This window comes from Synechococcus sp. A15-127, from assembly GCF_014280215.1.
Taxonomy (GTDB): Bacteria; Cyanobacteriota; Cyanobacteriia; order PCC-6307; family Cyanobiaceae; genus Parasynechococcus.
The window spans coordinates 1,132,031-1,151,323 of the sequence record NZ_CP047948.1; the positions used below are offsets into that span (position 1 = coordinate 1,132,031).

Genomic DNA, 19,293 nt, shown 5'->3' on the forward strand with positions numbered 1-19,293 from the left:
TCTCGTCATCACTTCCAACTAGCACTCTCATCCTCAGAGTGCTAACTGATCTCTGCTTGTTCCGGTCAGGGGATGGCCAGGGCGGTTCCCTCGCGGCGTGGGTCGGCAGCCCCCTGCCAGCGGCCGTCGATCCACTGCAGCAGGGCGGTGCCGCTGCCGAGGCGTTGCCGTCGCATCGGTTGATCGTTCAGCACCAGTTGATCGGTGGCGACCGGCCAGGGCAGGGGCGGATCCTTCTCCACCGCCAACCCCGAGCTGCGCATCGAGAGATGCGGCAGTCCCACGGCCCGCGCCGGTGGCTCCTGCCACACCAGTGAGGCCAGCAGCACCCGGCTGAGCACGTGGGGGATGCTGCGTCCTCCCGGGCTGCCGACCGACAGCACCGGTTTGCCGTGGCGGAACACGATTATCGGGGCCATCGACGACACCGGTCGGCGACCGGGCCGGCGGCGGTTCGCCACCGGGCGGCCGTTGATCGCGGGTTGAAAGGAGAAGTCGGTGAGCTGGTTGTTCAGCACCATCCCCGCCACCAGATGGCGGCTGCCGAACACGGTCTCCACCGAGCTGGTGTAGGAGGCGAGGTTTCCCCGGGCATCCACGATCGCCAGGTGGGTGGTTCCCTGTTCGCGGCCCTGATCCGGCAGTGCGAAGGGATAACGCGCCATGCCCGGCGGCAGTCCCGGGGCCGGACGCTGGGCTGGGGAGGCCTGCATCGCTGCGCTGCGGGACTGGATGTAGCGCCGATCCAGCAGCGCCCCGGTGGGGATGGCGCCATCGATCGGATCGTGCACCCAGTAGAGGCGATCGGCATCGGCCCAGGCCTGCGCTCGCGCCAGCTGCCGCCAGGTGTGGGGATCGGATGCATCGGTCAGCCCTTTGCCCAGCTCCAGCAGCGCCAGGGTCTGCAGCACCGCCAGCCCACCACTGCTGGGTGGCGGCATCGTGCACAGCCGGTGGTTCCACTGCTGCCTGCAGAGGGGTTGGCGGCGGACCACCGCATAGGAGCTGAGGTCGGCAGCAGTCCAGACGCGGAAGCCGGGCTGCAGGGTCTGCAGGGCAGCCATCCCCGCCAGGATCCGCTCCGCCAGAGCCCCGTCGTAAAACGAGGGGCCACCGTCGTTGGCCAGCAGCTCCAGGCTGCGCGCCAGGGCCGGGTTGCGGAACAGCTGGTCGGAGGGAGGGGGCTGGCCGCCGGGCAGGTAGAGCGCCTGGAAGGCGGGGCTGTGGTCCACGCCGATGCGTTGGGCGATGCCGAGCGAGCGGCGCAGGCGCGGGCTGGGGCGGAAGCCATCGCGGGCCAGGCGGATGGCCGGTTTCAGCGTGGTGGCCCAGGGCAGGCGGCCGTGCTGCTGATGGGCCTCCCAGAGCAGAGCCACGGTGCCGGGCACGCCGATGGCCTCAAAACGGCTGGTGGCTTGCCGCCAGGGCAGCGGTTCGCCGGAGGGCTGCAGCAGATCGCCCGGTCGGCTGCGCTGCGGGGCGATCTCGCGGCCATCGAGCACTTCCAGCTGCTGCTGCCGGGCATCCCAGTGCAGCAGAAAACCACCGCCCGCCAGACCGGAGCTCTGGGGTTCCACCACCGCCAGCACCGCCTGGGCGGTGACCAGGGCATCCACCGCGGAACCGCCGGCATTGAGAATTGCCAGGGCGGCCCGGCTGGCGAGGGGATTGGCGGTGACCACCACGGCCGAGCCGACGGCGGTGGAGATGGCGGCACCACCGGGATCGGATGATTCCGGATCGTCGCGGCTCACCGGTGCTGCGCCAACGGCGGTGCTGCCGATGCAGAGGCTGAGGATCAGCAGCAGGGCGCGGAGCATCGGGGTGGTGCCGGATCAACCCTGCCTAGCTTGTGCGCCTCGACCGGCGGCAGGGCTGAATGATGGCGGTGCAACACCGATCAACGGCCGGCCCTTCGCATGTGGTGGTGATCGGAGCCGGCTGGGGTGGCTGGGGTGCGGCCAAGGCCCTCTGCCAGGCCGGTGTGCGGGTCACGCTCGTGGATGGGCTGGCGGATCCCACCGGCAGCACGCCGCTGACCACCACCAGCGGCAAACCGTTTGAAGCCGGCACCCGCGGCTTCTGGCGGGATTACCCCAACATCAATGCGCTCACCGATGAACTCGGACTGAGCAACGTGTTCACCGACTTCACCAGCAGTGCCTTCTGGTCGCCCCAGGGGCTGGAGGCCACAGCACCGGTGTTCGGTGCTGGGCTGCAGCTGCCCAGTCCGCTGGGGCAGGCGTTCGCCACGATCAGCAACTTCAAGCGGCTGCCGGTTGCCGATCGGCTCAGCATCGCCGGGCTGCTGGTGGCGATGCTCGATCTGAACCGCAGCGCCGCGGTGTTCGAGCGCTACGACGCTCTCGATGCGCTCAGCCTGTTCCGGCAGCTGCAGATCAGCGAGCGGATGATCGATGAGTTCCTGCGGCCGATCCTGCTGGTGGGGCTGTTCAAGCCACCGGAGGAGCTGTCGGCGGCGGTGACGATGGAGCTCCTCTACTACTACGCGCTGGCGCACCAGGATTCCTTTGATGTGCGCTGGATCAGGAGCCGGAGCATCGGCGAGCAACTGCTCGCGCCGTTGAGCCAGCGGCTGGGCCGCGAGCATCAGCTGCAGGTGCTGGGGGGAACCCTGGCGGCTCGCCTGAACGTGTCGGCAGGCAACGGGGCGATCGAATCGGTGCAGACGCGATCGCTGGCCACGGGCGAGACGGGGTTGATCGACGGCGTGGATGCGGTGGTGCTGGCGGTGGGGGCCAGAGGGCTGGGATCGCTGATGGCGGCATCACCGCAGTGCGCCGCTCTGGCACCGGAACTGCTGCGGGCCGGCGAGCTCGGCGCGATCGATGTGGTGTCGGTGCGCTTGTGGCTGGATCGCACGGTTGCCGTCGCCGATCCCGCCAATGTGTTCTCGCGGTTCGAGGCTCTGCGCGGCGCCGGGGGCACCTTCTTCATGCTGGATCAGCTGCAGGGCGAAACGCTGCAGGAGCTCTGGGGCGATCAACCGGTGCAGGGGTCGGTGATCGCCAGCGACTTCTACAACGCCAGCGCCATTGCGGAGTTGAGCGATCAGGCAATCGTCGACTGCCTGATGCAGGAACTGCTGCCCCTGGCGCAGCCGGCCTTCCGGGAGGCGCAGGTTGTGGATCAGGAGGTGCGGCGTTATCCGGGATCGGTGTCGTTGTTTTCGCCGGGCAGCTTTCAGCAACGCCCGCCGCTGGAGACCTCCATGGCGACGGTGGTGTGCGCCGGCGACTGGGTGCGCATGGGGCAGCGGGAGCACGGCGCTAAGGGCCTCTGCCAGGAACGGGCCTATGTGTGCGGCCTGGAGGCGGCCAATTCGCTGCTGCGGCGTGAGGTTGTGCGCGGAATGGACTCCGGCGAACACCGGGTGATTCCAATCCGCCCTGATGAACCCCAGGTGGTGCTCGGCCGGGCCCTCAACAAGCTGGTGATGGATCCTCTCGAGGCGGCGGGTCTGCGCTGGCCCTGGCTGGCGGGGTCCGGATGAGCCGGCGAGTACCGGTTGTCGGTTTCAGGCGTTTTTGCTGAGTGCCATTCATGCATCTTTCGCTAGTGTCCATTCAGTGAAGGGTTGTGAATGATGCAGATATTGGAGATGGTCACGCTTGTTCTGGTGGACCTCGCGCTGATGGTTTATCTGGTTGAAAAGGGATCGGGTTTTGTGCGGGAGCGCCGCAAGATCACGCGTCTTGTCAATCGCCATCCCGAGATGAGAGGTGTCCATCCGGAACAAGACGATCTGTTCGTGTTTGAAAGCGACGATTGCCTGAAGGATTTTGTTCTGCAGAACAATGAGCCTGGAATGGATGAACCGTTCTACGTTCCAGACGACGAGCTGGATCAAGACTGAGTTAGCGTTCGCCCCCAAGTGCCACGGCAGTACCCCCAGCCGATGAGTCGCCAACGTTTCAGAGGTTTGTACCTTCAGAACACGGGCCATCCTCTGTGCTTTTCGTTCGTCACGTATACGCCGCAGACCAGAGATCAGATGGTGTCCTGCGGTGATCTGAGGGCGGACGATGAGTATTTCAGCCCGGTGCTGTTTGATTTTCTGCTGTTCGTTTCCGAGGGCATTCTTGGTTGCCCGCCTGATGCGTCTTTCCCGTTTGGTTACGACGATGTGGCCATTGCCGCGTCACGAATCCGGGGAACCGGCGTGCAGCATGAGTATCTGATCGCTGTGAATCAGGTTGCGTGGAATGACGACAAGCAATCCGTGCTTGATCGGCTGAGAGAGATCCTGTCGAGAGCGTCGTGGGATGGGGCTCGCCTGAGCCGGCGTGATGATCATCAATGACATCGTGGATTCACCCCTGCGTGATCCCCTTGGCCAGCCCAGCTGATCCTGATGCCAACCTCAAGCGTGCTCTGCAGAAGTTGGGCCAGAACGAAGCGGCGGTGGCTGAGGCGATCAACGAAGCCCGGGCTGAACACTCCCGCACCGAGCCGCCGGTCACAGGAGCTGAGTTGCTCGAACGCATCGACGCGCTGGCTGCGCAGCACTCACTCGACAGCCAGGACGCCGCACTCCTGTGCCATTGGCCCGATGCCGCATCGATCGGCCAGGCCTGGTTCGCGCTCAAGCACCCCGGCCAGAGCGTGCCCAGCCCGATGCTGGTGCTCGATGCCTATCTGGTGGGGGCGCCGCCGTTTCTGAGCAAGGCCCAGCGTGATCAGGTGAGCGACTGGTACCGCAGCAAGGTGTCGGCCAATGCCGAGTACACCGATGCGGTGACCGGTGCGGCCAAGGCCTTTGTGCTGATCGGTGATCTCAACGCCAGTGCCGCCGGCATGGCCTGGCAGACGATCATTCCCGATCTGCTCGCGCAGGGCCACGATCTGGGGTTCAACGTCACCAAGGAACAGGTGACGGCGGCGGCAGCCCGTTGGATCGTGGCGGTGGCTGACACCTTCACGCCGCCATCGCTGGACTGAGGATGCCGAGTCGATGCTTCACGACGCGCCTGCTCTGGCCCAGGGGTTGATCAGCGGCAGGCCAATGGCTTCGAAATCAGTGGTGTTGCGTGTGGCCAGCTGTCCGTCATGGGCGAGAGCTGTGGCGGCGATCACGGCGTCGGCGGAGCTGATCGGGCGTGCCATGCGTTCGCGATGGCTCACCAAGGCTGCATACCAGTGCGCTGCTGCGCTGTTGAACGGAAGCACTGGGTGCATGAGTACGTCAGCAACAAGGGTGCTCCAGCTCTGCTGGAGTTGCTGCTTGCGCTGGGAGTCGGGCAGGCGGGCGATGCCGTGCAGGATTTCGGCTTCATTCATGGCTGTGATGGCGACGGCTCCGGCACTGAGCTGATCGGCCCAAGCCATCACGGCGGTTGCCGGCTGTGGCTTCATCAGTTCCGAAAGCACGTTGGTGTCGAGAACGATCACAGCTGAAGGCTCGGCGCTGATGGGCTGTCGTTTCGTGAGGGCAGATCCAGCTCGAGGCTCCCAAGGCCTGCGAAGTGGTTGTGGATGCGTGAACCCAACCCCTCAGTGGTTGCAGCTGGTTTCGCGGGTTCGACCGCCTGGCGAAGAATCTGGCGCACCTCTTCCTCCATTGAGTGGCCGTGCTCGGCGGCGCGGCGCCGGAGTTGATCGCGCACGGCGTCGTCGAGGTTGCGGATCGTCAGGGTGGCCATGGGGCGAGGATTGCCTGCAGTGCTGTCATTGCTGTCAATGCTAGCGATGGCCATGGGGTTTGATCGGTTGCTGCCTGCCATGCCTTCATGCCCTGGCTGTCTCACTCCACCTGGTTTGCCGGCACCCAGATGGCAGCGGTGGCATCACCAAGGCCAGCGGTTCGGCCTTCGAGGTGTTCGATGCCGATCCAGGCGCAGATCAGGGCATCAAGCATGTCTTCCACTGGCTTGAGTGATGCCAGTGTTGTCACCGCGGATGGCTGGGGGATGAGCTCGGGGATGCCGCTGATGTGGGCCTCTAGCCCGGCTTTGATCGCCTGGAATTGATCGAGTAGCCGTTCGATCCGATCGGCGCGTGTCAGCTGCTCCGCTTTCCAGTACTGAGCCGATCGACTCACCTTGTAGGGAACGCGATAGTCGCGATTGAGCAGCGCCAGCAGGGCCACATGGGGGTAGCACTCGATCAGGGCCGGCCCTTGGCGATGGAGCGTAGTGGTGTGCAGGGCAACGCCGAGCTCGGCGAAGCGTTCGCGCAGTTGATCGGCGATGGCACCGGGGCGTTCGGCTGATGGGCTGTGCACAGCGCAACCTCTGGGTCCGAAGCGGCTGGCGATGGCGGTGTCGGCGGCCCTGCGGCTGGTGATCGGTGTCGTGGCCAGGGGCATGTCGACCGACACGCAGTCCACGGTGTGTTCTGCCAGCTGACGGCAGGCCTTCAGCAGAGCGGCGGGATCGGGTTCACTGCCCTGCGCTTTCCGGCTCCCATCCAGGGGTTGGCCGGCGGAGAGGGCGAGAAAGGCGTCGTAACTCGGGGCCAGCGCCAGGCATTGCCAACCTTCAGCGGCCCGTTGCACCAGGGCCACACCGCTGGGATTGTGCGCTGTCCAGGCGGCGTCGATGCCGAGAACGCAGTGGACGATGTCTGGATCAGGTTGGTTGGCCATCCAGGACCCAGGGATTGATCAGTGGTCAGTCGATGGCCTCTGCTTCAACAGTTTGCAGCGCCCGAGGTGGCCAGGCGTTATCACGCCTTCCTCCATGTGAAGGAATGCATGAAGTACCTATTGATTTTCGAGCACAGAGGAGTAGAGATAAATCAGCGATACGGAGAGAGATGGTCACGATCTGTTCAGGTTTTTTCGATCTATGCGTCCCACTCAATGCATTTGACAAGGCTCAGCCCAATCAGGCTGATGAACCCAGGCAAGCCATGAAGCCTCAGCACGATCTGTACTGGGAGGAGCGTTGCGACAAATCTCCTACTGCACCTGGATGCAAGATCTACGACGACTGAGCGCAGGACTGATATCCGCGTTGAGTCGATCGGGGTCATGCAACGAATTGCCCTCACGCAACACAACAACTCCAGGCTGATCTGCCTGGGGTTGTTGTTGGGATGCCGTCGAGAATCTGTTTCCTGACTGGCTCGTAACCGAGCTGGAAGCCTGGAAGCTCGCCTTTGCCAGGGCGAAGCAAAATGGTGCAAGGATTTTTTCTTATCAGCGCATTGATTGGCGTCGTAACGCGTTAAGTCTTCAAGCCTAAAATCCCATGAAAAACAAAATTGTCGTCCTCGACACGAATGTGCTGCTCCATGACCCTGAGGCCCCACATCGCTTTGGAGATCTGAGGGTTGTGATCCCCATGCAGGTGGTGGAAGAAATCGATCGCTTCAAAAAAGATCACTCTGAAAAAGGCAGGAATGCCCGGCGGATTTCAAGGCTCCTGGATTCCTATCGAGCCCGCGGAAGCCTTGCTGATGGTGTTCCAATCCAGGGATCGGATCAAGGAATGCTGCAAGTGATTTTCTGCCAGACCCAAGCCCTCAATGAATTACCGGCAGAGTTGCAGGGTGGTGGGGGTGACAACAACATTCTCGCGGTGGCCCTGGAGCAGATGCGATGCAGCGGCCTGAAACAGGCGCCTGAGGTCGTCTTGATCAGCAAAGACATCAATCTGAGAATCAAGGCCGATGCGGTGGGTCTGCAAGCCGAGGACTACATCAATGACAATGTCTCGATTGATGATTTGTACACCGGATTCCGTGAACTCAGCGTCGATGCGGAGACGATCAAGACGCTGCATGATGAGGATCAACTTTCACTGCCAGCAGTCACAGCTGCCGAGGGGCAGCATCTGCAGGCCAATGAAGGCGTCGTGATGGTGGATCAGCACAACGACAGCCACAGCTTGCTTGCCCGGCATCAAGGCAACAGCAACACCATCAAACCGCTGCACTGGCTGAATCGCGCCCATTTGGGCCGCATCAAGGCGAGAAACCGGGAACAGAGCTTCGCGCTTGATCTGCTGCTGGATCCATCCATCGCCCTGGTGACTCTGGTGGGCAAGGCAGGAACAGGCAAAACGCTGCTTGCCCTGGCTGCCGGCTTGCACCAGGTGGCTGATACCCATCAATACGCCCGCTTACTGGTGACGCGTCCGCCGATCTCCCTCGGAAAAGACATTGGTTATCTGCCCGGCACGCTTGAGGAGAAGCTTGGTCCCTGGATGAAGCCGATCATCGACAACATCGACTTCATCACCGGTGCTTCCCCTGGTGAGGATGCTGACCAGACGAAAAAACAGCGGCACCGGGAACCACGCAACGCCTGGGCTGATCTCCAAGGCATGGGCTTGTTGGAGGTTGAAGCGATCAACACCATTCGTGGTCGATCGATTCCCAATCAGTTTCTGGTGGTGGATGAGGCACAGAATCTGACGCCCCTGGAAGTGAAGACGATCGTCACGCGGGTGGGTGAAGGGACAAAGGTTGTCTTCACCGGTGATCCCTATCAAATCGACAACCCCTATGTGGATGCAGAAAGCAATGGGCTCACCTGGCTGGTGGAAAAGCTCAAGGGTCAGCCTCTGGTGGGACACATGACCCTCACAAAGGGAGAGCGGAGTGAACTGGCTGAACTGGCTGCCAACATCCTCTGATTGAAGACGAACAATTGATTTTTTCAACACATGCCTGGATTCAATGATCAATCCAATGGCGAGCAAGCCAATCTGGATGCCATTCTGAAATCATCGACCTACCGAATTGCCCATGAAGATCCTGATTTGTTGAACAACAATGCCATGCGCGGTGTGCGCATGCTGCTTGAAATCACCAAGCCGGATCTGGATCTGGAAACAGCCGGTGTTGAATCAACCATCATTGTTTTTGGCGGCGCCAGAATTGTCGATCGAGAGACTGCACTCAAGGGATTGGAGGAAGCAGAGCGATGCCTGAGCGAAAACCCAGGCTCATCAACGTTGAAGCGACAAGTCGCCCACGCTGAACACCGCGTCGTGTTGTCTCGTTTTTATGATTCTGCCCGAGAATTTGCCCGCCTGGCCTCCCAGCATGGTCAGGCGAATCACAAACAATGCCATGGATGCGCATCGCATGTGATCGTGACCGGCGGTGGGCCGGGAATCATGGAAGCAGCCAACCGTGGCGCCTTTGAAGCCGGTTGCCGTTCCATCGGGCTCAATATCACTCTCCCGTTTGAACAGCACCCCAATCCCTACATCACGCCTGATCTTTGTTTCAGGTTCAATTACTTTTCACTTCGCAAATTTCACTTTGTGATGCGTTCCATCGCGGCCATCCTGTTTCCAGGGGGCTTTGGCACGCTTGATGAGCTCTTTGAACTCCTCACCTTGCGGCAGGTCGGTACCAAGGGGAGCATGCCAATCGTGCTTTTCGGCACAGAGTTCTGGACCAAACTTGTGAATTTTGACTACCTCGCTGAGATGGGGTTGATTTCAGATGATGATCTCGATCTGATTCATTTTTCAGACACTGCAGAGGAGGCCTGGAATTTCATTCGCAGCCAGACACTGGCAGAGCCTGAGGAAAGCTGAACAAGACTCAGATGGAACCCGATTCGAGCAGGTGGTCCATCAAGGCTGTATAGAGCTGGGTCTTCATGTTCCACAAACAGGCCTGTTCGTTGGCGTCACCGCCGGGCCAGTTGATGTAGGCCTCCGCGACAACCCTGTGCAGAACGCGCAGAGCGTCCGTTTCCATCGAGATGGTGGTGATTATTTGATTGTCTTCCATGGGGCACTCGGGTGGAGAGGAACTGAATTCAGAGGCCCTGGGACTGGCGGATGATCCAGGCTGATGCGGCTTGCTGTTGTTTCCATGCCACCAACAGTTCTTTGGCGATGCTGCGCAGGGCTGGCACATCATCCGAGTTTTCGATCTCGCGTGAGAATTTCTCGATTTCAAATTTCTGGCCCAGAGTCAACGCGATCGGTTCCATTGGCTTGTGGCGTCGTGAGCGGAACGTACCCCAGAACTTCTGCTGCAACAAATCAAAAACGTAGTGCTTGCAACCGATTGGAAGGAAGAATGATCAGCCCAATACATTGCATCCATTACAGAACATTTCTGAATGCCGCTGATCGCTCGGATCGCCAAGGCTTATGGCTTTAGAAAACCTTTGTAGGCCTGGCTCTGATGCATTTCTCCTGGGAAAAACATCGAGAATTATCTCGGAATGTAGCTGTTGCGTCAGACAGCAATCAGGGGATGGCCCTCGCTCTTATGGGTATTGCATTGACCATGCTGGCCACGGATCTTCTGGTCCACGAGCTGCAAACCTCAGCCTTGCCGACCTCGAGATCCTGATGCTTCTGCAGGTCTGAGCTCAGATTGATCTGTTCGATCTTGGTCCGTGATTGTGTCGATCAGCCCAGGCTGATCAAGGTGAAACCTGCAACAAACAGCAGGACGGACAGCACAAACAAACCTCCAGTCATCGGTCGCTGCTCCTTTTGATTGATTGCATCCCCTGGCGTGCAGCCCGGCGCCCAAGATCCCAGGCTGTCTGGGCGGTGTTTTTGATCACATCCTTGGCGGAGCGGCGTACCCGGCGTGGGCTGCGCTGCATGGCATCGGGCCAGGATCCTTCAGGCCAGCGCGGCATCCGGCCAGTGACTCGGTCACCAAGTTGAATCAGGGATCGTCGCAGCCGGCTGGCCACAGCTCTCAAGCAACGGAATCAATGTGGTTGCCCGATTGTCACTGTGTTGTGCCAAATGACACGAAGGAGGTCTGACGCCTTCATCGCGCTCAATGGTTTTGTACGTCAACTTGCTGCGGCACCCAGATCGCGGCGGTGTCATCCCCATGTCCGGCTTTGATGGCACGGAGTGGCTTCATCACTCTTTGGTTGCTGGTTTCAGCGTTCCCCATTCAGGGGAAGGGTGTCTGAGTGGTCGATCCGTTCAAAGTTCAGACAGTGCTGCATCCAGGCCCTCAATCACAGAGGCAAAGAATTCCAGATCCAGGGTTTCGACTGTGTCGCTCATCTGGTGGTAGTGCGGGTTCCGCATGAAGGAGGTGTCGGTCACCATCAGGGCGTCGTAGCCGTGATCCCAGAACGGGCTGTGGTCGCTACGCCGCACCGCGGGAACGTCATGGCCGGCACGCAGAACCGGAAGCGGCTTGGTGGTCACGTGTTGACCCATGGCATGGGTGAGACGAGGGAGCATCAATCCCGCGCCTGCGTTGGCCACCAGTGCAATGAAATCCCCTCGATCGCCGTAGATGTGCCGCATCGCGGGATGGGGGTAATCCTGCTTGTCGCTGGTGAACGCCAACATCTCCAGGCTCACCATCAGCTTCAGGGGCTGTTGGTCTGTGCTGAGTTTCTCGGCCAGTGCTGCACTGCCGAGCATCCCCCATTCCTCCAGATCGAAGGCGACCAGCCAGACAGGCCGCCGCGGTGGATTGGACGACCAGCGGCGTGCGAGTTCAAGCAAAGCGGCCACAGCGCTGGCGTTGTCGTCGGCACCGATGGAATGCAGTGGCCCGTCGTAGTGCGCTCCAACCAGCAGAGGCTTCAGCGTCGGCTGTCGACCGGGCAGCTTGAGGATGAAATTGACACCGTCCTCGCTGTTGGTGATGAATCGATGCTCCTCAACAGGCCCGATGGAGGCAAGCGATTCACGAACATGGCTGCGCACCGTCATCAGACCCAGCGGATCCCAGCGCGCGTGACGCGGGATCGCGATTGCTTTGAGGTCTTTAAGGCTGGTTGGTGTCAGCGCTGCCATGCCTTCAGTCTGCGAGCCGATTCTCCTCTTGCCTAGGAGCCGGCAACTCCCCCTCGCGCACTCGCCTCAGCACCTCGCGCGCTACCGCGAGGTTGATGGGGGCGGTGGCAACCCCCTTGGTTTCTGCTGCCAAGCGCTTGCGAATCGGAGGAGTGTTGTCAGCAGGCATGGCTCCACTGTCTTGAGGAGAGCGGAATTGCACATCCCTCAGTTGAGGGTGTTGGTGGAATAAATCCCTCCATCGTTGGCCAAACCTCCTGTTGCGTCTTCCCCCAAAAGGGGGAGCAACGGCTGAGGGTTGGCTGAGTGCACCACGCTCCCCTCGCGGCAGATCCATCACCGATCAGGCAGCCCTGAACCGTTCCAGTCGCTTCCGCTGAGTTGTTCGTTTGAGCTCCGCTCCGTTGGATTGTTCTTCCCAACCCGCGCCTCGATTGGAGTGAATCAGCGGTGTGTCTTTGCTGATATCAACCGGACCGTTTGCACCGTTGTTTCTACCTTTCGCAAAAAACAATGTTCCTCACCGTTTTCGGGCAGAAAGGGGGCGTTGCCAAAACCTGCACCAGCATTCACCTGGCCAGCGTGTGGGCCCACCAGGGCTTCGCGGTGTGTGTGGTGGATGCCGATCGCAACCGCTCAGCCACTGCCTATGCCGCCCGCGGCATGCTCCCCTTTGATGTGGTGCCGGTGGAGGCCGCCGCCAAAGCCACCCGTACCGCGCAGGTGATCATCACCGACGGTCAGGCCAGCAGCAACGACGATGAATTGCGCAACCTCTCCGCCGGTGCCGATCTGGTGTTGCTGCCCACCACACCCCAGGCCCGTTCGGTGGAGCTCACGATTGAACTCTCCGCCACCCTGCGCAGCGCCGGCATCGCCCATGCCGCCCTGCTGGTGAAGGTCGACAGCCGCAAGCAGCGCCTCGCTCTGGACGCCCGCCAGACGATGGAGGGTTTCGATGTTGCCGTGCTCGCTGCGGAGATCCCCTTGCTGGCGGCCTTTGACAAGGCGGAAGTGGAGGGCGTCTGCGTGTCGGATGCTGTGGACCATCGCGGCCGCGCTGATCTGCGCCGCATGGCCGGATGGACCGCCTACTGCACTGCTGCGCAACAGATCAGTGCCCTTCTGGCAGCTGCACCACCGGACGCCCTCAGTGCCTGAGATACCCGCTAAAGAACGGGCACTGACCTCCAGGCCATGGAGCTCCGGCTCGAATCCCGCTCGATCCAGGACGTGCTGGCGCAGGCCAGCCAGTTGCTGAAGGATCGCCGTCTGGTTGTCGTCTTCGGGGATCGTCTCTCCCTCACGTCGTTTGCTCTGGCGGAACCGATTCGCTCCTCCCTGGTGGGGGCGGCCACCACGGAGGATGAAGGCGTTGAGCTGGTGCTGCGCACCAGGCCGGATCTGCTGATCTGCAGCTCGGATCTGGAGATCGGCTACGGCGTCAACCTGCTCAGGCGTGTGAAGGAGGAGTTGCCCACCTGTCAGCTGCTGATCGTGCTGGTGCGCGAAACCAGGGAGGTGGTGCAGGAGGCGATGCTGGCTTCCGCTGATGGTGTGATCTTCAAATCAAGCCTCGGCACCGGTCATGGTGATCTGATCGGTGCCCTGCAGACCATCGCCACGGGCGGTGTGTATTACCCCGCCGAGATCCGCAGCATCGCTGCAGCCGCTCCACGGCCGCAACTGCCGCCGCTGGTGGAGGAGCTCACACCACGCGAGCTGGAAGTGGCTGCCGCAGTGGCCCGCGGCTTCACCAACAACGCCGTCGGGGATCTGCTGGGCGTCTCCGTGGAAACGGTGAAAACCCATGTGGGCAATGCCATGGACAAGCTCGGTGCCCGCGATCGCACCCAGATGGCCGTCACGGCGATGCTCTACGGCCTGATTGATCCGTTGCCCTGATCGGCTCAGGTCACGGACTGTCCCCGGATTGGGGTGGTCGACGCGCCAGGGGCGAGGCATGGTGAGTGTGTTGCAGGCACTGGATCCTGCGGCACGTCAATCCAATGAAAATTGAACTCGCCCACGCCTACCCGATCGGCACGATGATCCTGGAAGGCAATCATCAGCCGTTTCACGCCCTGGCTTGTCCGCTGAGGCCTGTGATCATCAAACGCGGTCGTCGTTGAGTTCGGCCGATCAACGGGGCCTAAACGGCGACCTTTTTCGTGAGATCCGTCTGAATCATCAACATCAGCCGCTCCGGCGATTTGTACTGCCGCGGCAGTGAACGGTGAAGCAAGCGCAGCCGGTCCCAGCAGACGGTGCGTTGAAGTTCCCTGCCTGTTTTGCCTTGCCGGATCAGGATCTTCATTGCCTTGCAGTACAGCGGGTAGCTGGCCTCGAGCTCACCGATGCTCAGGCTTGATGTTGTCATGCAGCACCTTCATTTTTGATTCGTCATTGTGCGCTGCCATGCAGGTTCGCATCGCCTCCCATGTGGGGACATTCGTTCTGTCCCCACATGGGGGTAGTGAGCACAGCCCGCATCGAGGTTGTATGACATCGAGTTGCAGAACCACGGGTGGACACGATCGAAACCCATATCGCCAAGGACCGTGAGGAACTGGCCAGAGCCCAGGCCAGCGGTGACGAGGCCAAGGCACGGCATTACGCCACGGAGCTGGAGGGGCTTGAGACCTACCGCAGCCATCACCCCGATGATCACAAGGATCCCACCTCGCTTGAGGTGCATTGCGATCTCAACCCAGACGCCCCTGAATGTCGCGTCTATGACGACTGACAACGTCGATTCCGGAATGATTCCTCTGCCTGGCAAGGATGGGCAGAGGGAGCAGCCCTTGGATGGATCTGACGCCGTATCTCCAGCACCAGCCGAGGTCGGTTGACGATGAGCCGCTGTTGTCTGTGGCGATCACAGGCAGGATTGCGCTGGCGATGAAGGGGCGGTTTTTCCTGCGTTGCTTCTGTGAAAGTCTCACGGAACGGGCCCAGATCGGCTGCGCGGTGACCGATGAAGAGTCCTGCTTGACGTATCTCGATCAGGATCAGTTTGAATTGCTTCTGTGCACGGATCTGCTGGAACGTGGCAATGGTTTTGAGTTGGTTCGCAAAGCACGGGACAAGCAGCCGGATCTGAGGGTTGTTGTTCTGGCTCTGAGCGATGCCATTCCGGTGGAGTACGACGCTGCCCCCTGGCTTGAGGCTGTTGTCGCTGAAGCTGACATCATCGAAGATCGCAAACCCCTGGAAGCTGCCGTGCTGGCCGTGATGGGACATCACTCCTATCGCAGCCCTTCGCTGCGCTCCGACGAGCTTCCTTACCTGAGCTGCCCGAGGCTGACCCCCCGGGAATATGAAGTGCTGGATCGTCTTGCCCGCGGCATGTCCGATCGGGAGATCGCTGAGGATCTTGTGGTTACCGAAGAAACCGCGCGCACCTACACCAAGCGCCTGCTGCGGACGCTTGAGGTGAATAACAGAGTGCAGGCAGTGCTGAAGGGAATGCGTTGCGGAATGGTTCAGATCTGAGCCATTGATTCACCCCAGATGGGAGTAGATCCCGTTGGAACGGAGACGCGTTGATGCATCACCGGCGGCGTCAGGCTGTTCAACCCAGCTCCAGGCATGCCAGACCGTAGATGTTCTGATCATGGCCGTTGTCCAGGCTGCCCTTGTACATACGATGGGTTGCTCCCATCCGCCGGAACCCTTTGGCGCCCGCCATGGTTCGAGCGGATCGGTTGTGGCCTGGGGTGTCGATGAGGATGATTCCCTTGTGCCGGTCCATGGCATTGCTCAACAGCAGGGATGCGATGCCCGGTTCTTCCGCCAGCAGTGGGCCGATGCGCCAGCCCTGCCCGATGGGCAGCAGGCATGGGCGGATGCGCACATAGCCATGGCATTGCTGCGTTTCATCCATGGCCACGAACACATCCCCTGCCCGGTGATTCAGCCACTGTTCCAGGAAGTGAGGTCTCGGGCTGATCTCATGGCGTTCGTCATAGGCCTGAACGGCATCGATCGAGATGTTCCCGAGTGGAACAACCGTGATGTCGTTGCGATGCAGCAACCGGCTGCTCGGATGGGTCGATGACTCCTCCAGGCACAGGTGTTGCCACCGCGTGGTGATTGAATCGTTTCGGAACCCTTCACGTTGGTAGAACTCCACCATCGCCGGTGCGGCTTCCAGCCCGATGCACGTCACATCAGCGAGAGACGTCAGTGCGTGTTCCCACAATCTCTTGCCGACACCACGGCCGCGATGGTCCGGTTGAACCACGAAGAGACCGATGAAGCCGTAATCAGGGTTGTATTTCACGGCGGCGATGCAGCCCACAGGTTCGTCGTTCTGCCATGCCAGCCACACACCCTGGTTTCCCGTGTTGGCGTAGATCGCGATGTCGCCAACACCGGGCGCGAAATCTTCCTGACGCGCCAGTTGGGTGATGAAGTTCAGGTCCGTGTCCTGAAAGGCTCGGATCTCCAGGGACGACTTCACGGCAGCACTCACACCAAGCGTTGGCCGTTGTAGTTCACTTCTCGCTTCTCGGCCGTGCGATCCGGATCGTGCTTGGCCGCAGTGCACAGGCCAGAGCATGGAAGGGGCGGTGGGTTCCCTCAACAATCAGGCTTCCCATCGGTTGTGCCTGGGCCAAGTCGAGTTTCATGGCGTTACCTCGCACTGGTTCTGTCTACTCCGGCTGAGTCCTGAGGCCCAATCCCCATCTGGGGACAACCTTGCTTGCTGGATGTTTGTTGGCTTACACAGGCAAGTTGTGTCGCTTCCGCTTCTGATGTTCTGACGGATTGATGACAGACAGGCCCTCAATGACTTAGCAATCAAAAAGGAGTAACAGGATCGACATGGTCATGACACCGATGTCTGTCAAGCCGACCGAGGAAACCCTGATTGATGCACTGCGGGGTTGCCAGGGGTGGCAGGAACTGAAGCAGCTCGAACAACGACTCGCCGCGGTGGAGGATGCACCTCCCCTGTTCGACTGGATCTGCGACCTGCTGGTCAAGCGACGTCTTTCCAGAATTCTGGCGGCGAAGCTGCTCTTGCAGCTCCATAAGACCTGATTCGCGTTCGGCTCGATCTGTTATTTGATGCCGTATGTCTCGATGGGATTTTCTTCCCCCATGGCCTGACGCCGTCTCAGCTCGAACTCCAGCTGCCGGAGTTTTTCGGCGTTTTTGATGTTTTCTCCTTCCGTCCAGTGATGCGGGTGAGCTAACCGCGACTGCAGCTCTGCGATGTGACTGATGAGTTGTCTCGCGGGGGCCTCGGAGCCTTGGGATAACATCACTATGGTCGGCCCGCCGCAAAGGTCACTCAGCGGATCTACTCATGCGGCCCGAACGACGTCGCTCATCCTGGAATCGCCGTTTCAGTGCCGCATGGCGGAACGCCGTTTCCAGCCGGGTGAGTCTCGGTTGTTTGTCCTTCACGGCCGCTTCCCCGCGGGCGCGGGCGGCGTTGATGAAATCGTCAGCCTTGGTTCCACTCAATCCGCTCATGTTTCGTGTTCATCTCTCTTCACGATGCCCGCAAGGTCGTGTGAACAGTTGCAATCAACAGCCCTTCTTTCGAATTGAAGTCTGAAGTGCACAAAAAAACCGGGCCGATGTCGGCCCGGTTTGCAAGGTCTGGGTCTGGGCAATCAGCACCAGTTGGCAGCCATCTCCTCGTAGGACACTCCACGGACGTAGGTGTTGCCGCGGTAGGTGAGAGGGGTGGCTGGGTTGCCAGCGGCAGCTCTGTTGCTCAGATAGCTGCTGCGGCGATAGGTGAGTTGAACCGGTGCGGAGGCACCAGCAGAAACCTGCTGGTTGTACTCGGCACCGCGATAAAGCAGAGCGGACATGATGAGTTCCTCGAAGCAAGCTCAGGTCCCCGTTCCATGGCCTGAGTCGAACTGCGCTTCGCAGCGATTGCGAAGTGAACGTGTGTAGCTGTCGCTACGTCCCTTTTATAAGACTTTGGGCGGTTGAATGGTCGTTCAGGTTGATACCGACTTTCAAGATCGTTCCCAAGGGGAAGGCCGCCCCTCCCGGATGGGAAGGACGGCCTATCTCGCTCGTTTGTGCATAGCAATCGACCTAATCAGTGATGCTTCAAGGGTGTTGGAACCTCAAGCAAATGGACTGAAGAAACGGTCGAAGCGTCTGGCTTGATGGCGCCTGGGGCCAGGGAGTCCAGAGGTTGGGCCGGCATCCTTCAGGGCACCTTGGTCTTGGGCGGTGCAGAGGATGGTCGACTGGTCGGACGCACAGCTGTGTCGTCGCAGACGAAAGGCCCACGCATGGGTGGAAACTGTTGGAGCAGGGGCCGGAAAGTCAGGCTGCTTCTCGGATGTGCTCAGGTGGAGTGTCGGCCGTCATGGCTCCTCCGATCTCGATGCACACAGTGTTGGTGTTCCAGGCGACAAAGACAATCGGTGTTAAGGCGCATTGCCTCGAGGCAGCGGAACGCCGAAGTTGGAGACGGCGTGCCTCGAGCGACTGGGATCAGCCGCTCAGAACATGGACATCGCCTTGATTTTGCTCACCTTCTTCTGATCCAGTCCTTGGAGATCGTCCATGGCGATCAACTTCTGTTTGATCATGTCGGCCAGCACGAACAGCACGTTGCTTTCTTCAAATTCAGAACGTCCTTCGTATTGATAACGTTCAGTGCTGAGATAGTCGTGTAGTTTCCAGACAGATTCTGCTGAATCGAGCTGACTTGATTGCTCCTGCAATGTGTTGATCAAGGCAGTGATCGAACGATGCTTGCCGAGCTCAAAGGCATGTCGGGCAACGGTTTGTTCTTCGAGTGTCCAGTCTGTTGCCGACATGAAAGAGATAGTAGTGAGGGGGAATCAGGTGTGATCAGGGTCGATCAAGAGCGATGATGATCCCGAAGCAGTGGCAGCTGAAACCAGGGTGTGGATGGCGAATCATGATGTTCACGATGATAGCCAAAGTGGTAACAGGCTGCGAAAGACAAGAAAGGATTGAGCGCCAGGCTGCGAGAGGTGATGCCCGGTTGTGACGTCACTCCTCTCCGGTGTGGCATCCAGGTTCCCACCAGAAACAGTTGACATGAACTGATGATTAGTGGCAGAACGCAGAACAGCAGTAACGGCAGTCCATGATCGGTCTGATGGTGGCGCGTCAGGTTGAAGAGAACGAACCAGAAGCCACCCAGGTTCAGCAATTGTTTCCAGCTCAGATAGTTGCCCATGAAGTGGACATACCAACTGAAGATGCCGTCATTGGTGGAGCGTTGATAGTCAGGATCCCGATCGGATTCAGGTGCCTGATGATGGCGTCGGTGGTTCCGGCAGCAGAGCCTGTAGGACAGGCCGGCGTACAGAAACAGGCAGACCCTGCCGATCAGGCGGTTCAGCCCAGGCTGTTTTGGGACGAGGCTGTTGTGCATGGCGTCGTGGGCCACGATGAACAGTCCCGTGTGCAGAAACGCCCTGACCAGGACAACCGAGCCAAGCAGCAGCGGTGGGATCTGATCCAGTGACAGGTTCAGGCTGAAGGCCAGCGTCAGCAGCCAGGCTGATCCGATCAGGCCAGCCAGGGCGAGGCCCTGCTGGCCCTGACGGTTCAA

At 60.3% G+C, this 19,293-nt stretch carries 27 protein-coding genes; 12 read left to right on the forward strand and 15 right to left on the reverse strand.

Annotated elements, in window-relative coordinates; translation table 11 throughout:
* Positions 1-65: 65 nt before the first annotated feature.
* Complete coding sequence (locus SynA15127_RS05715; protein ID WP_186485358.1) at positions 66-1,820, reverse strand: gamma-glutamyltransferase family protein; 1,755 nt, start codon at positions 1,818-1,820, stop codon at positions 66-68.
* A 62-nt stretch (positions 1,821-1,882) separates the two neighbouring features.
* On the opposite strand from SynA15127_RS05715, the gene SynA15127_RS05720 reads away from it, so the two are divergent.
* From SynA15127_RS05720 to SynA15127_RS05735, 4 genes are all read left to right on the forward strand, one after another.
* The gene (locus SynA15127_RS05720; RefSeq protein WP_186485359.1) at positions 1,883-3,514 is read left to right on the forward strand and encodes an FAD-dependent oxidoreductase; all 1,632 of its coding nucleotides are present in this window, start codon (positions 1,883-1,885) and stop codon (positions 3,512-3,514) included.
* A 126-nt stretch (positions 3,515-3,640) separates the two neighbouring features.
* Positions 3,641-3,877, forward strand: coding sequence for a hypothetical protein (locus SynA15127_RS05725; RefSeq protein WP_253912780.1), 237 nt, complete (start codon positions 3,641-3,643; stop codon positions 3,875-3,877).
* Positions 3,878-3,919: 42 nt separating this feature from the next.
* Positions 3,920-4,324, forward strand: a complete 405-nt coding sequence (locus tag SynA15127_RS05730) for a hypothetical protein (RefSeq protein WP_186485360.1) — start codon at positions 3,920-3,922, stop codon at positions 4,322-4,324.
* 20 nt (positions 4,325-4,344) lie between these two features.
* Positions 4,345-4,962, forward strand: coding sequence for a hypothetical protein (locus SynA15127_RS05735; protein ID WP_255475641.1), 618 nt, complete (start codon positions 4,345-4,347; stop codon positions 4,960-4,962).
* A gap of 18 nt (positions 4,963-4,980) precedes the next feature.
* Here SynA15127_RS05735 and SynA15127_RS05740 read toward each other — a convergent pair whose 3' ends face one another.
* The 3 genes from SynA15127_RS05740 to SynA15127_RS05750 are packed head-to-tail and all read right to left on the reverse strand — an operon-like array spanning position 4,981 to position 6,607.
* Positions 4,981-5,412: a type II toxin-antitoxin system VapC family toxin gene (locus SynA15127_RS05740; protein ID WP_186485362.1), complete on the reverse strand. Its 432-nt coding sequence runs from the start codon at positions 5,410-5,412 to the stop codon at positions 4,981-4,983.
* Positions 5,409-5,717: an Arc family DNA-binding protein gene (locus tag SynA15127_RS05745; RefSeq protein ID WP_222930461.1), complete on the reverse strand. Its 309-nt coding sequence runs from the start codon at positions 5,715-5,717 to the stop codon at positions 5,409-5,411. Before SynA15127_RS05745 ends, SynA15127_RS05740 begins: the two co-directional genes overlap by 4 nt.
* 47 nt (positions 5,718-5,764) lie before the next feature.
* Positions 5,765-6,607 (reverse strand): DUF429 domain-containing protein, encoded by an 843-nt coding sequence (locus SynA15127_RS05750; protein WP_186485363.1) that lies wholly within the window; start codon positions 6,605-6,607, stop codon positions 5,765-5,767.
* Between the two features lie 607 nt (positions 6,608-7,214).
* On the opposite strand from SynA15127_RS05750, the gene SynA15127_RS05755 reads away from it, so the two are divergent.
* Together SynA15127_RS05755 and SynA15127_RS05760 are read left to right on the forward strand one after the other, a co-directional pair.
* Complete coding sequence (locus SynA15127_RS05755; RefSeq protein WP_186485364.1) at positions 7,215-8,603, forward strand: PhoH family protein; 1,389 nt, start codon at positions 7,215-7,217, stop codon at positions 8,601-8,603.
* Positions 8,604-8,633: 30 nt separating this feature from the next.
* Positions 8,634-9,518, forward strand: a complete 885-nt coding sequence (locus SynA15127_RS05760; RefSeq protein WP_186485365.1) for an LOG family protein — start codon at positions 8,634-8,636, stop codon at positions 9,516-9,518.
* Between the two features lie 7 nt (positions 9,519-9,525).
* On the opposite strand, the gene SynA15127_RS05765 is transcribed toward SynA15127_RS05760, so the two are convergent.
* From SynA15127_RS05765 to SynA15127_RS05780, 4 genes are all read right to left on the reverse strand, one after another.
* Positions 9,526-9,684 carry a hypothetical protein gene (locus SynA15127_RS05765; protein WP_186485773.1) on the reverse strand — a complete coding sequence of 53 codons (159 nt, stop codon included), beginning with the start codon at positions 9,682-9,684 and terminating at the stop codon, positions 9,526-9,528.
* Positions 9,685-9,745: 61 nt separating this feature from the next.
* Entirely contained in the window at positions 9,746-9,922 is a 177-nt protein-coding gene (locus tag SynA15127_RS05770; RefSeq protein ID WP_186485366.1) for a hypothetical protein, read from the reverse strand.
* A gap of 495 nt (positions 9,923-10,417) precedes the next feature.
* The gene (locus tag SynA15127_RS05775) at positions 10,418-10,588 is read right to left on the reverse strand and encodes a hypothetical protein (RefSeq protein WP_255475600.1); all 171 of its coding nucleotides are present in this window, start codon (positions 10,586-10,588) and stop codon (positions 10,418-10,420) included.
* Positions 10,589-10,889: 301 nt separating this feature from the next.
* Complete coding sequence (locus SynA15127_RS05780; RefSeq protein ID WP_186485368.1) at positions 10,890-11,720, reverse strand: M20/M25/M40 family metallo-hydrolase; 831 nt, start codon at positions 11,718-11,720, stop codon at positions 10,890-10,892.
* Between the two features lie 513 nt (positions 11,721-12,233).
* Here SynA15127_RS05780 and SynA15127_RS05785 point away from each other — a divergent pair.
* From SynA15127_RS05785 to SynA15127_RS13515, 3 genes are all read left to right on the forward strand, one after another.
* Positions 12,234-12,881, forward strand: coding sequence for a ParA family protein (locus SynA15127_RS05785; RefSeq protein ID WP_186485369.1), 648 nt, complete (start codon positions 12,234-12,236; stop codon positions 12,879-12,881).
* A gap of 36 nt (positions 12,882-12,917) precedes the next feature.
* Positions 12,918-13,625: a response regulator transcription factor gene (locus SynA15127_RS05790; protein ID WP_186485370.1), complete on the forward strand. Its 708-nt coding sequence runs from the start codon at positions 12,918-12,920 to the stop codon at positions 13,623-13,625.
* Between the two features lie 104 nt (positions 13,626-13,729).
* Positions 13,730-13,852, forward strand: a complete 123-nt coding sequence (locus tag SynA15127_RS13515; RefSeq protein WP_255475601.1) for a hypothetical protein — start codon at positions 13,730-13,732, stop codon at positions 13,850-13,852.
* 20 nt (positions 13,853-13,872) lie between these two features.
* Here SynA15127_RS13515 and SynA15127_RS05795 read toward each other — a convergent pair whose 3' ends face one another.
* On the reverse strand, positions 13,873-14,100 hold the full coding sequence (locus SynA15127_RS05795; RefSeq protein WP_186485371.1) for a DUF3136 domain-containing protein: 228 nt from the start codon (positions 14,098-14,100) through the stop codon (positions 13,873-13,875).
* Between the two features lie 147 nt (positions 14,101-14,247).
* Here SynA15127_RS05795 and SynA15127_RS05800 point away from each other — a divergent pair, with 147 nt between their 5' ends.
* Positions 14,248-14,466: a CP12 domain-containing protein gene (locus SynA15127_RS05800; RefSeq protein ID WP_043690834.1), complete on the forward strand. Its 219-nt coding sequence runs from the start codon at positions 14,248-14,250 to the stop codon at positions 14,464-14,466.
* A gap of 62 nt (positions 14,467-14,528) precedes the next feature.
* Entirely contained in the window at positions 14,529-15,215 is a 687-nt protein-coding gene (locus SynA15127_RS05805) for a response regulator transcription factor (RefSeq protein ID WP_186485372.1), read from the forward strand.
* A gap of 79 nt (positions 15,216-15,294) precedes the next feature.
* On the opposite strand, the gene SynA15127_RS05810 is transcribed toward SynA15127_RS05805, so the two are convergent.
* Positions 15,295-16,185, reverse strand: coding sequence for a GNAT family N-acetyltransferase (locus tag SynA15127_RS05810; RefSeq protein WP_255475602.1), 891 nt, complete (start codon positions 16,183-16,185; stop codon positions 15,295-15,297).
* 34 nt (positions 16,186-16,219) lie between these two features.
* Positions 16,220-16,354 carry a hypothetical protein gene (locus SynA15127_RS13520; protein ID WP_255475603.1) on the reverse strand — a complete coding sequence of 45 codons (135 nt, stop codon included), beginning with the start codon at positions 16,352-16,354 and terminating at the stop codon, positions 16,220-16,222.
* 196 nt (positions 16,355-16,550) lie between these two features.
* Between SynA15127_RS13520 and SynA15127_RS05815 the strand changes: the two genes are divergently transcribed.
* On the forward strand, positions 16,551-16,769 hold the full coding sequence (locus tag SynA15127_RS05815; protein WP_186485374.1) for a hypothetical protein: 219 nt from the start codon (positions 16,551-16,553) through the stop codon (positions 16,767-16,769).
* A gap of 249 nt (positions 16,770-17,018) precedes the next feature.
* Here the strand turns inward: SynA15127_RS05815 and SynA15127_RS05820 are convergent, their stop codons facing one another.
* From SynA15127_RS05820 to SynA15127_RS05835, 4 genes are all read right to left on the reverse strand, one after another.
* Positions 17,019-17,207, reverse strand: coding sequence for a hypothetical protein (locus tag SynA15127_RS05820; RefSeq protein WP_186485375.1), 189 nt, complete (start codon positions 17,205-17,207; stop codon positions 17,019-17,021).
* A gap of 143 nt (positions 17,208-17,350) precedes the next feature.
* Entirely contained in the window at positions 17,351-17,554 is a 204-nt protein-coding gene (locus SynA15127_RS05825) for a DUF4278 domain-containing protein (protein WP_186485376.1), read from the reverse strand.
* A 651-nt stretch (positions 17,555-18,205) separates the two neighbouring features.
* Positions 18,206-18,526 (reverse strand): hypothetical protein, encoded by a 321-nt coding sequence (locus tag SynA15127_RS05830; RefSeq protein ID WP_186485377.1) that lies wholly within the window; start codon positions 18,524-18,526, stop codon positions 18,206-18,208.
* Between the two features lie 44 nt (positions 18,527-18,570).
* Complete coding sequence (locus tag SynA15127_RS05835) at positions 18,571-19,293, reverse strand: fatty acid desaturase (RefSeq protein WP_255475604.1); 723 nt, start codon at positions 19,291-19,293, stop codon at positions 18,571-18,573.

Coding starts and splice junctions, on each gene's coding strand:
- SynA15127_RS05755 (WP_186485364.1), top strand. CDS start 7,215: ATGAAAAACAAAATTGTCGTCCTCGACACGAATGTGCTGCTCCATGAC.
- SynA15127_RS13515 (WP_255475601.1), top strand. CDS start 13,730: ATGAAAATTGAACTCGCCCACGCCTACCCGATCGGCACGATGATCCTG.
- SynA15127_RS05830 (WP_186485377.1), bottom strand. CDS start 18,526: ATGTCGGCAACAGACTGGACACTCGAAGAACAAACCGTTGCCCGACAT.
- SynA15127_RS05785 (WP_186485369.1), top strand. CDS start 12,234: ATGTTCCTCACCGTTTTCGGGCAGAAAGGGGGCGTTGCCAAAACCTGC.
- SynA15127_RS05820 (WP_186485375.1), bottom strand. CDS start 17,207: ATGAGCGGATTGAGTGGAACCAAGGCTGACGATTTCATCAACGCCGCC.
- SynA15127_RS05760 (WP_186485365.1), top strand. CDS start 8,634: ATGCCTGGATTCAATGATCAATCCAATGGCGAGCAAGCCAATCTGGAT.
- SynA15127_RS05745 (WP_222930461.1), bottom strand. CDS start 5,717: ATGGCCATCGCTAGCATTGACAGCAATGACAGCACTGCAGGCAATCCT.
- SynA15127_RS05770 (WP_186485366.1), bottom strand. CDS start 9,922: ATGGAACCGATCGCGTTGACTCTGGGCCAGAAATTTGAAATCGAGAAA.
- SynA15127_RS05805 (WP_186485372.1), top strand. CDS start 14,529: ATGGATCTGACGCCGTATCTCCAGCACCAGCCGAGGTCGGTTGACGAT.
- SynA15127_RS05780 (WP_186485368.1), bottom strand. CDS start 11,720: ATGGCAGCGCTGACACCAACCAGCCTTAAAGACCTCAAAGCAATCGCG.
- SynA15127_RS05795 (WP_186485371.1), bottom strand. CDS start 14,100: ATGACAACATCAAGCCTGAGCATCGGTGAGCTCGAGGCCAGCTACCCG.
- SynA15127_RS05720 (WP_186485359.1), top strand. CDS start 1,883: ATGGCGGTGCAACACCGATCAACGGCCGGCCCTTCGCATGTGGTGGTG.
- SynA15127_RS05750 (WP_186485363.1), bottom strand. CDS start 6,607: ATGGCCAACCAACCTGATCCAGACATCGTCCACTGCGTTCTCGGCATC.
- SynA15127_RS05775 (WP_255475600.1), bottom strand. CDS start 10,588: ATGCCGCGCTGGCCTGAAGGATCCTGGCCCGATGCCATGCAGCGCAGC.
- SynA15127_RS05730 (WP_186485360.1), top strand. CDS start 3,920: ATGAGTCGCCAACGTTTCAGAGGTTTGTACCTTCAGAACACGGGCCAT.
- SynA15127_RS05790 (WP_186485370.1), top strand. CDS start 12,918: ATGGAGCTCCGGCTCGAATCCCGCTCGATCCAGGACGTGCTGGCGCAG.
- SynA15127_RS05815 (WP_186485374.1), top strand. CDS start 16,551: ATGGTCATGACACCGATGTCTGTCAAGCCGACCGAGGAAACCCTGATT.
- SynA15127_RS05715 (WP_186485358.1), bottom strand. CDS start 1,820: ATGCTCCGCGCCCTGCTGCTGATCCTCAGCCTCTGCATCGGCAGCACC.
- SynA15127_RS05765 (WP_186485773.1), bottom strand. CDS start 9,684: ATGGAAACGGACGCTCTGCGCGTTCTGCACAGGGTTGTCGCGGAGGCC.
- SynA15127_RS05825 (WP_186485376.1), bottom strand. CDS start 17,554: ATGTCCGCTCTGCTTTATCGCGGTGCCGAGTACAACCAGCAGGTTTCT.
- SynA15127_RS13520 (WP_255475603.1), bottom strand. CDS start 16,354: ATGAAACTCGACTTGGCCCAGGCACAACCGATGGGAAGCCTGATTGTT.